General features: G+C 48.0%; 12 protein-coding genes and 1 riboswitch. Of the genes, 5 read left to right on the top strand and 7 right to left on the bottom strand.

The window, feature by feature from the left end; translation table 11 throughout:
- Positions 1–10: 10 nt before the first annotated feature.
- Complete coding sequence (locus J2S36_RS02490) at positions 11–859, top strand: metal ABC transporter ATP-binding protein (protein WP_309955187.1); 849 nt, start codon at positions 11–13, stop codon at positions 857–859.
- Positions 856–1707 carry an anchored repeat-type ABC transporter permease subunit gene (locus J2S36_RS02485; RefSeq protein ID WP_309955185.1) on the top strand — a complete coding sequence of 284 codons (852 nt, stop codon included), beginning with the start codon at positions 856–858 and terminating at the stop codon, positions 1705–1707. Before J2S36_RS02490 ends, J2S36_RS02485 begins: the two co-directional genes overlap by 4 nt.
- Before the next feature lie 86 nt (positions 1708–1793).
- Here J2S36_RS02485 and J2S36_RS02480 read toward each other — a convergent pair whose 3' ends face one another.
- The 6 genes from J2S36_RS02480 to J2S36_RS02455 all read right to left on the bottom strand — a co-directional run bounded on the left by J2S36_RS02480 (position 1794) and on the right by J2S36_RS02455 (position 7785).
- Positions 1794–2624 carry a MetQ/NlpA family ABC transporter substrate-binding protein gene (locus tag J2S36_RS02480; RefSeq protein WP_309955184.1) on the bottom strand — a complete coding sequence of 277 codons (831 nt, stop codon included), beginning with the start codon at positions 2622–2624 and terminating at the stop codon, positions 1794–1796.
- 308 nt (positions 2625–2932) lie between these two features.
- Positions 2933–3667: a methionine ABC transporter permease gene (locus J2S36_RS02475; RefSeq protein WP_309955182.1), complete on the bottom strand. Its 735-nt coding sequence runs from the start codon at positions 3665–3667 to the stop codon at positions 2933–2935.
- Positions 3667–4653 carry a methionine ABC transporter ATP-binding protein gene (locus tag J2S36_RS02470; RefSeq protein ID WP_309955180.1) on the bottom strand — a complete coding sequence of 329 codons (987 nt, stop codon included), beginning with the start codon at positions 4651–4653 and terminating at the stop codon, positions 3667–3669. Before J2S36_RS02470 ends, J2S36_RS02475 begins: the two co-directional genes overlap by 1 nt.
- A gap of 7 nt (positions 4654–4660) precedes the next feature.
- A riboswitch (SAM riboswitch) is annotated at positions 4661–4746 on the bottom strand.
- Positions 4747–4944: 198 nt separating this feature from the next.
- The gene (locus J2S36_RS02465) at positions 4945–5616 is read right to left on the bottom strand and encodes a metal-dependent transcriptional regulator (RefSeq protein WP_309955178.1); all 672 of its coding nucleotides are present in this window, start codon (positions 5614–5616) and stop codon (positions 4945–4947) included.
- 124 nt (positions 5617–5740) lie between these two features.
- Complete coding sequence (locus J2S36_RS02460) at positions 5741–6451, bottom strand: purine-nucleoside phosphorylase (protein WP_309955176.1); 711 nt, start codon at positions 6449–6451, stop codon at positions 5741–5743.
- Positions 6452–6516: 65 nt separating this feature from the next.
- Entirely contained in the window at positions 6517–7785 is a 1269-nt protein-coding gene (locus tag J2S36_RS02455) for an AI-2E family transporter (RefSeq protein ID WP_309955173.1), read from the bottom strand.
- Between the two features lie 399 nt (positions 7786–8184).
- Between J2S36_RS02455 and J2S36_RS02450 the strand changes: the two genes are divergently transcribed.
- Entirely contained in the window at positions 8185–8901 is a 717-nt protein-coding gene (locus tag J2S36_RS02450; protein WP_309955171.1) for a vitamin K epoxide reductase family protein, read from the top strand.
- Positions 8902–8949: 48 nt separating this feature from the next.
- Here the strand turns inward: J2S36_RS02450 and J2S36_RS02445 are convergent, their stop codons facing one another.
- On the bottom strand, positions 8950–9387 hold the full coding sequence (locus tag J2S36_RS02445; protein WP_309955169.1) for an HIT family protein: 438 nt from the start codon (positions 9385–9387) through the stop codon (positions 8950–8952).
- 253 nt (positions 9388–9640) lie between these two features.
- On the opposite strand from J2S36_RS02445, the gene leuS reads away from it, so the two are divergent.
- Positions 9641–12532 carry a leucine--tRNA ligase gene (leuS, locus tag J2S36_RS02440; protein ID WP_309955167.1) on the top strand — a complete coding sequence of 964 codons (2892 nt, stop codon included), beginning with the start codon at positions 9641–9643 and terminating at the stop codon, positions 12530–12532.
- A gap of 132 nt (positions 12533–12664) precedes the next feature.
- On the top strand, positions 12665–13783 hold the full coding sequence (locus J2S36_RS02435; protein WP_309955165.1) for an aldose 1-epimerase: 1119 nt from the start codon (positions 12665–12667) through the stop codon (positions 13781–13783).
- Positions 13784–13798 lie beyond the last annotated feature (15 nt).

Genomic DNA, 13798 nt, shown 5'->3' with positions numbered 1-13798 from the left:
TGAAGTTTTCGTGAGTCAAAATACTGATGCGGCGCATTTGGATCACACCAGTGCGCACGTGCTTGAAGTAGCTGAGCTAAGTGTAAAGCTTGGTGGAAACCAGGTCTTGGATGCTGTGAATTTTGCAATGAGCAGTGGGGAATTAGTGGGCTTGATCGGTCCAAACGGCGCTGGGAAAACTACGCTCATGCGTTCGATCATGCAACTGATTCCAGTTTCACAAGGTCAGCTGGTAAAGCACGGAAGTATTGGCTATGTGCCGCAACGGCAAGACCTTGACTGGCATTATCCGATCAGCGTTGAACAGCTTGTCCGCATGGCATTTACGCGCCCAGGGAGATCAATTTGGCGGAAAAAAAGCAATGGGAGTGCTTTACTGGGTGGTGCGAAAATACAGCAGCCCTTGGAAGCTGCCGGTAAAACCAAGCTGAGCCAAGCTGAGATCTGGGCAGCAGTGTACCGGGCGCTGCGGCAAGTTGATCTCTACGATTTACGCAAACGCACTATTGACGAGCTTTCGGGTGGGCAAAAACAGCGTGTACTGATTGCGCGTGCACTTGCTGACGGACCATCATTATTGCTTTTAGACGAGCCTTTTACGGGTCTTGATCATCCAAATCAGGATGCGCTCGCTGCGCTGTTTCAAAAACTGCGTGATTCGTCAGTAGCAATTTTGATGTCCACCCATGATCTAACCCAGGCTGTCGATATCTGTGACCGGCTCGTGATGCTCAATCGAACTGTTCGTGCAATTGGTGCACCACATCAGCTGCTCGACCGTCAGCTTTGGATGGAAACATACCAGGTGCAGGAAAACTCTGCACTGTTGCGGATGCTTGGAATGGGAGTAGGGCAATGAGTTTATTTGAATTTATCGCAGATTTGGCCAATCCAACGCTTTCATTTTTGCCCAAAGCGCTACTGATTGCGATGATGTCGGCAATTATTTGCGGGGCAGTAGGTGTCCACGTGGTATTACGTGGACTCTCCTTTGTCGGGGATGCGCTTTCGCATGCCGTTTTTCCCGGAATTGCGATTGCATTCGTCTTGCAGGGTTCAATATTGCTGGGGGGCGCGGTTGCTGGCGGTGTGGTGACATTGCTGATTGCTGGATTTTCACAGAATCGCCGCCTGCGTGAAGATTCGATTATCGGTATTTTTTTTGCTGCAGCATTCGCGCTTGGTCTGGTAATTATGAGTCGCGTACCAGGATATACCGGATCGCTTGAATCGTTCCTGTTTGGTTCATTGACGGGGGTGAGCAATACGGATATTCTCACGGTGGCTGGTATTGGTTTCCTGATTCTCGGTACGCTTGCCCTGACACACGAAAAAATTGTGTTGGTGAGTGTCGATCGCGATTTTGCACGTTCACGTGGGATCAAAGTAGTACTTATTGATTTGGTTCTCTATCTTACGATTGCTGCAGCAGTGGTAGTTTCAGTACAGACTATCGGTAATATTTTGGTGCTGGCGTTGCTTATTGCGCCAGCGGCAGCAGCACGCTTCCTTTCGGACCGAGTAGTGCCAATGATGATCATTGCACCTGCAATTGGTGGGATCTCCGCTTTTCTGGGAATTTGGGCTTCATGGGCATGGGATTTACCTACCGGTGCCTCTGTGGTGCTCGCAGCTACGATCATTTTTATCGTGATCTGGCTTGGTGCTCCAAAGCGAGGAGTGCTTGCGGGATTCCTCCGGCGTTAAACTTGCAATAGTGGGGGCTGCCTGTGCGATTACAAATCGCCGCAGGCAGCCCCCACTCATTGTTTGCGAATCTCAATCAATGCTGCTTAGAAAGCTGGAATCACATTCTTGTCTGGATACTTGTTTGTAATGAATTCTTTCACGGCATCACTGTGTAATAGCTCATCGAGTTTCTTGATTGCTGCGAGCTTCTGATTATCGCCCTTCCAAACGAGGATATTGGTGTAAGGGCTATCTTCTGCCGGTTCAATGAAGAGCGAATCGGCAGGCTTCAAACCAGCTTCAAGTGCAAAATTGCCATTGATGACGGCAGCTTCCACATCTGGCAATTGCACTGGAATCGCAGCACCTTCAGACTCTACGATCTTCAGTTGCTTTGGATTTTCCTTGATATCTACGATTCCTGGAATCTCCTTATCAGCATCGAGTTGAAGCAGGTCAGCTGCTTCAAGCAGCTTTAAGCCGCGAGCCTGGTTTGCTGGATCATTGTTGACCACAATAGTTGCGCCATCAGGAATATCGGATACCTGCTGAAACTTCGCTGAGTAGAGCGCTAGCGGTTCAATATGGATTCCTTTGCCTTGTTCAAAAGTGTAGCCCTTTTCTTTAGTTTCAGCTTCCAAGTAGTTTGGAGTTTGGAAGAAATTCGCATCAAGATCACCGGAGTCAAGTGCTACATTTGGCTGTACATAATCGGTGTAGGTTTTGATATCAAGTTTGATTCCGGCATCCTTTGCAAGCTTCTCTGATACAAATTCGAGAATTTCGACATGTGGTACGGGGGTAGCGCCGATCGTGATCGTAACGGTACCGTCAGCGTTCTTGGCATCATTTTGTGCCTTATCGCCCGCAGAACATGCTCCTAATGCAAGTATTGATGCGAAGAGGAGAGCTGTTATTTTCTTTGTTTTTGACATTTTCTTTCCTTCGTTGTGTGTTGTTGTGTAGTGGTACACGTAAAAATTAAGTTCGTACTGGTGAAAATCGTGAATCTTGCCTGCTAAGGCAGTAACGGAAATACGATTCATTGTCAGATCTTGACACAATCCTGATCTCTGATTTTTTTCAGGCGATTCGACTTTGCCAACTGAGCGATCAAGAGATCGAGAAAGGAACTTATCTGCTTTATCTTTGCCATGCAGTCAGCTAGTTATTTTTTGTGTCAGGAAAAATTTTTGAGATCTCGCAGAGATTGAAGTTTTCCGTCTTCCCGGTTGGCAACGCCTTAGCGGTGGTCTACCAACCGGCTAAGCATATCGCCAATCATCTGTACAAGTTGCACCAGCAGGAGAATTACTACGACTACAACTACAATTACATCAAAGTTGTAACGTTGATAACCGTAGTTGATCGCGAGAGCTCCCAGACCACCCGCACCGACAGCTGGCGCCATCGCAGAATATCCGATGATCGTGATTGCAAGAATCGTAATCGATTGAATAATTGACGGCAATGCTTCTCGCACCAGCACTCCAGACATGATTCTGAGCCGACTTGCACCCATCATTTGGGCAGCTTCAACTTTCCCTTGCGCAACCGAAAGAAGATTTGATTCAATCAAGCGTGCAAAATACGGAACAGCGGAAAATACCAGTGCAATGGTAAAAGCCGGCCAGCCAATTGCTTTCAGCCACGGCAGATTAATCGCACGAATCGCAAAGAGCACAATAATTGCCAGGATAATAAACGGGATTGCGCGTCCCAAATTTACGATTATTCCGGTGATGCGATTTGCAATCGGGGAGGCGATCACGCCGCCTTTGCGTGTTTCAGAAAGAAATACGCCGAGGGGTAAACCAATGATTACCGTCGCCAAAGTGGCTACGAATACCATTAGCAGAGTTTCCCAGATTGCCGGTAGGAGCATTTTTTCGATGGCTGGATTCTGCAACCAGGTACCTTCGGTTGCAAAAAATGAAGTGAGGGCGGTTTGCAATGAAAAAACTGATTCATTGAGCATTATGCACGCTCCTTCGCGGAGATCCCATTTTCCCGTAACTTTGCGATCGTCTGATTTACGATGCCGGTAGGCACGGTAACCGCCAATCGTGATACCTGCACTTGACCGATCGTTTCAAAAAATCCAGCTGCAATATCGGCATGGAGATGCGAAATCAGGCTGATCACTTTCGTGCCAGCTGGTTCGCCCGGACGTGCGGTGAAAAAGACATCGATCACTGATTGCCCGTTAAGCTGGGAATAATCCACTTCTGGTAATGGGATTAACTTCAGACTCAAGGGTGAATCGGGATGCGCAACGGATTGTGAAATTTGCTCGGAGGCAATCACTTTTCCGGCATCAAGCAGCGTTACTGAATCACAAATTTTCCGCACCACAGACATCTCATGGGTGATCACAATTACCGTTACACCGAGTCTGTCGCGAACGTCTTTCAAGAGCGTGAGGATCTGCTCGGTCGTTTCAAAGTCAAGCGCTGAAGTTGGTTCATCAGCAAGGATTACCGATGGTTCGTCGGCAAGCGCGCGAGCAATTCCCACACGTTGCCGTTGCCCACCAGATAGCTGGGAAGGATATGAACTTTCTCGCCCAGCCAAACCAATTAGCTCAAATAGTGCTTTTACACGCTTTTGCCGGGTAACTTTATCCATCCCTGAGATTTTCAGCGGATACGCTACATTTTCACCAGCCGTGCGGGAGTCAAGAAGATTCGCCCCTTGAAAAACCATACCGATATCACGTCGCGCGTTGCGTAATTCTTTTTCCGAAAGTTGCGTGAAATCTTTTCCATTTACTGAAATCGTGCCCGAAGTAGGGCGTTCAAGCGCTGTCAAGCAACGGATCAAAGTAGATTTACCGGCTCCTGATTCGCCTACAATACCGTGGATTTCGCCTTGACCAACTGAGAGTGAAAGGTGATCCAGCGCGGTCACATCGCTCGCACCTTTTCTTGGATATATTTTTGTAACTTCGTGAAGCTCAATCATTTCATTTCCCCCATCGGTCTTGGCATTAGCACCCGGCTATCCGGGTTGCTGCAGTTTCACTGAGCCAAGTCTCTCTACTGCTCTTGATGTCCAAATAAATGATTGCATTGAAAAGGGCAGTGGCGCAAGTTCCAAAATTTTTGTTTCACATTTTGGACGGAGTGAGATTTTTCTTGTGTTTTCGTTTATCTTGCCGTTCTTGCAGTGCTGTGGTCGGCGAGAGTTACAGCATAGCGCTGCAGGCAGAGCAGATGGAGAAGCTACGCAATCATTATAAATTCAGGAACCAGACTATAAATCAGCGATCCAAATCTGCTCAGCAATCGGAATTGTAATTTGAATTTTCCGTCCCTGCGCTGGAATCAAAGTGATCGTGCCCAAAGATTGCGAAATCGCAGTGATCTCACACGAAATCCCGGGTGTGATTGCAGCTTGTGCCAAAAAAGCGAGTATTTCTGGGTCTTTATCAGAAACACGTGCAATTTTCACCATGCCAAGTTCGTGTACTTCGCTGAGCATCCGAATTTTTACGTCAGCGATTGATCCAGTAGCCGTAGGGATCGGTGCCCCGTGAGGATCCTCTGTGGGGTGCCCGAGAATTTTATCGATTTGTTCCACGAAACGATCAGAGACGGCATGTTCAAGTGCTTCTGCTTCCTGATGCACTTCATCCCAGTTATACCCCAGTTGCTGCACCAGATAAGTTTCAATCAGGCGATGCTTTCGCGCCATTTGAATCGCAATTTTTGCGCCAGTGGGGGTGAGAGTGATCCCGCTATACCGATGATGCTCAACGTATCCCTGCTCAGCGAGCTTTTTCATGGCTTCTGATACGGTGGACGGACTTAAACCCATATGTTTTGCAAGCGCGCGTACCCCGGCTGTATTTCCAGTTTTTTCACTTAGCAGCCAGATATTTTTCAGGTAGTCTTCGGTTGATTGGCTCAATTGTGAGCTGGGCATTAGTGCGTCTCCTCTCACGGAATCAATAACATGAAAATAAGTATGCTGCATGCACGATTCGACTGCGAAGAATTCGCAATGAGAAACGAAAGGTGCATGCAGCAGTGAAATAGCTGCAGCTAAATTAGCAATGTGCGGCAGCTACTGCGAGCTTTAGCGCCTTCTGGAAATTTGATTCCCGCTCTTCAGCCGTCATATCGCGAGAATCTGATGCGAAGAGATGATCAGAAACGGTGAGTACAGCGAGCGCTTGCCTTCCATAATGCGCAGCAAGCCCGTAAAGGGCTCCTGCTTCCATCTCCACACCCATCGTGCCATTAGCTGCAAGAGCGCGATTTTCTGCTTCGCTGACCCCATAGAATCGATCGCGTGAGATGATCGGGGCAACTACTACGTTTGGATCATCTTCAGCGGCAGCTGCAGCAGCGCGCACCAACTCAAAATCAGCGATTGCTGAATAATGAATACCATCGACCCAATATGTATTGATCACACCTTCATAGTGTGCACCATTGGCAATTATCACATCTCCGATTTTCACCCGTGAAGAGATCCCGCCGCAGGTGCCGACGCGAATAATTCGCTGTACATCGTATTCCATGAAGAGCTCATTAACATAGATCGAAAGTGAAGGCTGCCCCATTCCAGAAGCCATGATCGAAAGTGGCTTACCATTTACCTCGCCAGTAAATCCTAGGATCCCACGCACATCCGTGACGAGTTTTGCCTCTGGCATCAGGTAGCGCGCCATTCGCTCAGCGCGCTTCGGATCACCTGGCATGAGCACAGCTGGCGCAAAATCGCCCTTTTCGGCATTGATATGTGGAGTGGACATAATTCTTCCTCTGTAGTGAACGTAAATATATGTTCAGTCTAACGGCTTTTTTCGTAGCCGTAGCGCTATTTTGCTTTATTTTCCGCTTTCTTTGCGAGCTTCTTTAGCCGCTTGCGGGCTTTCGGGCTCTCATGCTGCACGACTTTTTCGTCAAATTCTTTCCAATGTTCCTGAGCGTACTTACTAAAAGGCTTTTTCGGTCCGCCGGGGCGATTGGGATCGCGATCAAGATAAGGATAAATATCGTGACCGTTAAGATAAAGCACTACGGCATTAAATGCAGCGGAAAATGGCACTACAAAAAGTGCACCCACAATTCCGGCAACACCAGAGCCAGCCATCACTAAAAGCAAAATTGCCAGTGGATGCATATTGAGTGCATTGCCCTGCAAAATTGGTTGGAGTAAGTTTCCTTCAATTTGCTGTACCAGGAGCACGCCAACAATCATGGCGACGGCCATCCAAATATTTCCAGTGTTCACCAGGACCACTAGAATTGCTGCTGAACCAGATACAAGTGCACCAACGATTGGAATGAAAGCACCGATAAATACGAGCACCGCAATTGGAAGCGAAAGGGAGAATGGAGTGCCTAGCAACATTGCGATTGCAGCAACGCCGATCGCATCAACGATTGCAACAATGGCTTGAGTCCGGGTGTAATTACCTACCGTAACCCAAATTCGGATACCAGATTCATTGACGTTATCACGATACTCGGCAGGGAAGAGGCGCACACACCATTGCCAGAGCCGACGTCCGTCTTTCAAAAAGAAGAAGAGTGCAAAGAATGTCACCATTGCTCCCGTGAGGAACGTGGTGACGGAGTTTGAAATTGCAAGTACGCCTCCGGCAATGCGCCCGGAGTTATTTGTGACAAAGCTCTGCAGCTGACTCCAGAACTTCGTAACCTGATCTTCATAGTTGGGGAATCTCTCGCCGATCCAGGCGACTAACGTGCCGATACCATCTTCCACATTTTCGCGTAAATCGAAGAACCCCTGATAGATCCCCGTGCTGGAAGCACCAAGCATGAGCAGTACGATGAGCGTAGCCAGTAACAGTGTTAAACAAGCGGCAAGTGCCGGTGGCCATCCGAAGGAATTTCGCATTTTAGCAGCTACTGGTTCTGCAACTACCGCAATTAGTAATGCAACCATCAGTGCGATGAGAATCGTTGAAAACTGACCCGAAAACCAAATCAGGCTCGTAGCTACGATTGTAATTGCAATCACGCGCCAGCTCCATGCGCCAGCTGTGCGTAAAGCTTGGGGAACCTTATCTTCAATATGTTGATAGTTGCGCTCTGCAGCGCTTTCTCCGGATTTTAGCAATGTATTCTCCTCCCGAAATTACTTTGTAGACTCCATCGTAGATGGTTGCGGAGGTGAATACACCTTGATTTTTCGCTGCGAGAAATCCAGACATTGTTGCCTGATGCATGATCTGCGAATTCAGAATGAAAAATTGGGAAAGTTCTGATTGCAGAAGCATATTTGAAAACAAAAAAGGTCCGGAATTCGGCAGTAACAGCCGAAGCGGAAGGAACAGCGAGGAAGAGCGCAGCTGAAAGCTTCGGTAAGTGAGATCCCTGGCAGTAAAGCGGCATCGCGGATGTGTCTGCAGTTGCGGTCTGAGAACTTCGGAGATAGCTGGTACGATGAGGCTTTAGCAGGAATATAAATATAGAGCAGCTGAAAGCCCGGAGATGCTGGAATGAAGAAGGAGCAGATTTGAGCGAGCAATCTTTAATAGGCGGAAAAAACCTGAATTCATTGAGTGAATTTGAGGAAATTGCTGATCCGGAGATCGAAGAACGGCTGGCTTATTTGCGTGGAGGTGCTTCAAAACATCAAATCGCTGGCGGGGCATCGGCCAAATTTGCTGGAATTATGCTGATACTTTCACTCGTCGGCGGAGCTGCTTCTTTAGCATTGATTATGACGGAAAAAATGCATCTGCGTGATCCGGAAGCTGCGCTTATTTGCGATGTGAACCCATTTATTGGGTGCGGTGATTGGATCGGAGCCTGGCAAAATGAAGTCTTCTTCGGGATTTCAAACTCGGTTCTCGGATTTGCCGCATTCGCTGCCTTGGCTTTCTTTTCCTTGATCCTGCTTACGGGTGCGCAACTACCTGCCGTGAATTGGCGGTTAGTGAGTTGCGGTGCGGCTCTGGCAGATATTTGGCTGCTTTGGTTTATATATCAGTCTTTGTTTATCAAAACAGTGCTTTGCCCCTATTGCGTAATGATTTGGATCGTGACGATCCCGCTCACTTACCTGATTCTTTCGCGATCCTTCCAAGCTGGTCATTTTGGAAATGGTCGTGCACAAAAACTTGGGGAATTTCTTGTCCGGAATCAAGGAGGCATGCTTGGCGGAATTTATTTCATCCTTTTTGCGACGGCATTATTTAATCTTTGGGATGCGATTTCCCGTCTGTTCTGAAAGATAAAGAAAATTGACGCATCCGGGTGCGAATTTCGCGTCGCGATTTCAGCTTAGCTTTCCCATTTCAGCTGGCACATTTTTGCGGTAGCCAAGTGTACATAGCGAATCACGTAATTTTTCCATTGCCGCATCGAGAGCCGCACCGTCAGCCATTTTTGGAGTGCTGATTTTTTTCACTGTATCAGGCGATCCTGGATGGAGATGTAAGTGTACATGTGGCACATCGAAACCAAAGATCGACATGATTGCACGGGATGTACCAAAAGCATGTGCTTGTGCTCGTCCAATTATTTGCGCAACTTTTGCCAGATGTGCAAAAATTTCTGGATCAAGATCGTAAAATTTATCCACTTCGATCCGCGGTACGAGTAAAACGTGCCCTGCTTCGACTGGTTCAATAGTTGCAAATGCAACGCAAACTTCGTCTTGCCAAACAAAACGGCCGGGAATTTCACCGTCAATGATTTTTGTAAAAATACTCATGTTTTAAGTGTAAATGCTCTCATCTAAACTACAAAGAGTCTTCTCTGCATAGCGGATTTGCAACTGGAAGTGAGTTTGCCGTCACCAGGTAAGACGGAACTGTGAGAAGCGAACGGCTGAGGTAGGATTGAACAGCACGTAATTGCGCTTTTCAGTTTTGAGAAGGCACAGTGAGGAATATTTTCAGATTGGATCTTGCCAGATAGCAGGCAGTAGATTCGCGAAAATTACGAAAATCAAGGAGCAAAAGTAGATGAGTAACGAAACGATGGAAGGCACATTCCCGTATCGCTACACCGCTGAGCTTGCAAATGCAATTGAAGCAAAATGGCAAGACAGGTGGGAAGCCGAAGGTACTTTCAATGCACCAAATCCAGTTGGTGAGCTTGCTGACGGCAAAGATGAACTACTACCAGAATCCTACTTTCTCCTAGATATGTTCCCGTATCCGTCAGGTAAGGGATTACATGTGGGGCATCCCTTGGGTTATATTGCTACCGATACGGTGGCACGATATCAGCGGATGCAAGGAAAAAATGTGCTCTATACGATGGGCTTTGATGCATTCGGATTGCCTGCTGAGCAATTTGCAGTGCAGACGGGGCGGCATCCGCGAGCCACAACTGAAGAAAATATTGCAACTATGCGGAAGCAATTACGGCGAATTGGGCTTTCACATGAAGCCCGGCGCTCTTTTGCGACTACTGATATCGAATATGTGAAGTGGACGCAATGGATTTTCTTACAAATTTTCAATTCTTGGTATGATCCGCAAGCTGCGGGACGGATGCCAGGCAGTAAAGGGCGGGCACGGCATATTGATGAGCTCATCGCCGGATATGCTGACGGTTCGATTGCCTTACCTGACGGGCGAAAATGGGACGAACTAAGTGCACAAGAGCAACGTGACGCAGTGGATTCACGCCGTCTTGCGTATATTGATTATGCGCCAGTGAATTGGTGTCCGGGGCTTGGCACAGTGCTCGCAAATGAAGAAGTAACAAATGAAGGACGTTCAGAACGCGGTAATTTCCCTGTCTTTAAGCGAAAATTACGGCAATGGATGATGCGGATCACCGAATATTCGGATCGACTCGCAGCTGATCTGGATTTGGTGAATTGGCCAGATAAAGTGCGCTCGATGCAGCGAAATTGGATTGGAAAATCCTTTGGCGCAAATGTGCAGTTTACTGCACACGGGCGGAGCAAGGATACGCAGTTAACTGTTTTTACCACACGGCCAGATACGCTTTTTGGAGCTACCTTCATGGTTGTTTCACCGGAGCATCCACTGCTGGCGGCAGAAAATATTCCGCAGGAATGGCCAGCTGGCACACGCGAAGCTTGGAAAGACGGGGCGGCTACGCCACGTGAAGCCGTAGCTGCATATCAAGCTCAAGCGATGCGGAAATCAGATGCGGATCGAGCTGATACAACAAAAGAAAAGACAGGTGTCTTTACTGGGATTTATGCTGATAATCCGGTGAATGGAAAATTAACTCCCGTCTTTACTGCAGACTATGTGATGATGAGCTACGGTACTGGCGCGATCATGGCTGTACCAGCTCACGATCAGCGCGATTTTGATTTCGCAAAGAAGTTTGATTTAGATATCATCGCCACGATGAAACCTGCTGAGGGTTTCACCTGGGAAACCGCATGGGTGGAAGACGGAGAAATAATTAATTCTGAGAATTCCGAGATTTCACTAAATGGGCTCACCAAGGAGAGTGGTAAAGCGAAAATTACGCAATGGCTTTCTGAGCGCGGTTTGGGTGAATCCACGATCACCTATCGTTTGCGTGATTGGTTATTCTCCCGTCAGCGCTATTGGGGTGAACCATTCCCAGTAGTGTACGATGCGCAAGGCAATGTACATGCGCTGCCTGAATCGATGCTGCCAGTGAATTTACCTGATACGCCTGATTATTCACCGCGTGCTTTTGATCCAGATGATGCTACTTCCAGCCCGGAGCCGCCGCTGGGCAGATTGCAAGATTGGGTAAATGTTGAGCTCGATTTGGGCGAGGGGCCAAAGGTTTATCAGCGTGATACAAATACGATGCCGAATTGGGCCGGCTCTTGCTGGTACGAATTGCGCTATCTTGATCCGAATCACGATGCTGCCTTCTGCGCACCGGAAAATGAAGCATATTGGATGGGGCCAAAGGAAGGGAAAGCGTGCGGCGGTGCCGATTTATATGTGGGCGGTGTTGAACACGCAGTATTGCATCTGCTCTATGCGCGTTTCTGGCATAAGGTGCTTTTTGATTTGGGATTTGTTTCCTCCTGCGAGCCATTCCATGAACTCTTCAACCAAGGCTATGTGCAGGCGTATGCGTATACGGATGCGCGCGGTCAGTATGTGCCAGCCGATGAAGTTGAAGAGGTTCCGGCTGCTGATGGTTCCGGCGAAGTCACGTATATGTGGCAAGGAGAGCCAGTTGATCGTGAGTATGGAAAGATGGGGAAGAGCCTGAAGAACATTGTGACCCCTGACGAAATGTGTGCCGAATATGGTGCAGATACATTCCGGGTGTATGAGATGTCGATGGGGCCGCTTGATATTTCACGGCCGTGGGAGACTCGTGCAGTGGTCGGCTCGCAGCGATTCTTGCAGCGGTTATGGCGGAATCTGATTGACGAAAAGACTGGTGCACTGATCGTTACCGAGGATGCGCTAGATTTACAAACTGCAAAGATCCTTGCTCGCACGATTCATGATGTTTCCGCTGATTATGCGGCGATGCGGGTGAATACTGCGATTGCGAAAATGATTGTGCTGAATAATCATCTCACTGGGCAGAAAGTGCCGCGTGAAGCTGCTGAAGCTTTGGTGAAGATGGTTGCACCTGTGGCGCCGCATCTTGCCGAAGAATTGTGGGAAAAGCTGGGGCATCAGCAGTCGCTGGCGCATGCGCCTTTCCCGCAGGTCAAAGATCCATCGCTGCTGGTTGATGATACCGTCACCTGTGTGGTGCAAGTGTGCGGAAAAGTGCGTGATCGCCTTGAGGTGGCACCAAATATTTCAGAATCTGAGCTCACGGATTTAGCTTTGGCTTCAGAAAAGGTGCAGCAGTATTTGAATGGTGATCCACGCAAAGTAGTGGTGCGTGCTCCGAAGTTGATCAATATTGTGCCGTGATCTGTTTTCGCTGAGCGCACAATCAAATCTGCAATTTTCTGCCGGAAGATGTGTGCTTTCACTTCTGCTGCCTGGCAGGATGCTCGGGATAGTAGCTAGGGAAATTGCGAAAAAGCAGTGAGAATTCAAATATTGGCGGAAACATTCCAATTTCTGGACGTTTCCGTCAATATTTTTATGCTTGCGCTAGGGTGTAGATGGTTTTCGGTGTGTATTGCGCCGTGGAATAAATACAATCGTCGATTTAAGAATGAAGAATGTGAAAGGGAGCAAATGCCCGGATCAATTTATGCACAGATTCTGCCATGCGATTTTGATGGTCTTCCGGCGTGGGAAATCATCGCAGATTCGGGTGCAAAAGCTGTTGTGACGCAGCTGGGTGCCACGTTGATTTCGTGGGAGCCAAAACCAGGGAAAAATGTGATCGATGGCTATCATAATGCTGCAGAGCTGCGCCAATGCATAGCATCACGCAGTCGTGTGCTTGCGCCTTGGCCGGGTCGTGTAAAAGACGGAAGCTATGTATTCGATGGTGAACGTTACCAACTTGAATTTGATGCAAACGGGGAAGCGATTCACGGTTTAGTGCAGGATTTGGATTTCGCAGTGGTCGCTAAAGATACTGCACTTGTACTTGCTGCCGACTGCCCGGGAGGTGTTGGCTATCCGTGGCCATTTCGGATCGAAGTTACTTTCTCATTAGAAAATGGTGCTGATGGGGTTGAACATTTATCTGTTGTGATTGCTGCAACTAATACTGGCGCGCAAGATATTCCATTGGCATTGGGATGGCATCCGTATTTGCGGATTCCTGATCAAGAAGTTATTTCTAATTGTGAACTGGAGATCCCAGCGCGTACCAAGATTTTAGTTGATGGGAAGAAAATTCCACTTGCTGGCGAAGCGGCGTACGCTGGCGTGCAAGCACCGGTGAAGTATGCATACGTGGGGAACACCGAAATTGATGATTCTTTCCGCGGGTTAGTGCCTGATGAAGATGGTGTTGCTACTACTTTTGTGCGTAGTCTTTCCTCAACACAACAGATCAAAGTGAGCCAGGAACCGATTTCTACTTCAGTGATGCATGTATTTACGGCTGATGATTTGCCGCGTGACTCGCGTAAATCATTTGCTTTGGAGCCGTTATCTAATTTACCTGATGCGTTCAATCGTGCTGATTCGATGGCGAGTGTGCGGTTGCGTCCAGGTGGGGTGAAGACGATTTCAGCTACGCTGAGCTATAGTGAGTAACTGGGTTTGGTCTAC

Origin of the sequence: Arcanobacterium hippocoleae, from assembly GCF_031456295.1 — a bacterium.
Taxonomy (GTDB): domain Bacteria; phylum Actinomycetota; class Actinomycetes; order Actinomycetales; family Actinomycetaceae; genus Arcanobacterium_A; species Arcanobacterium_A hippocoleae.
The sequence above is the reverse complement of the archived record's forward strand: the minus strand, read 5'-3'. Positions and strand labels throughout refer to the sequence as shown.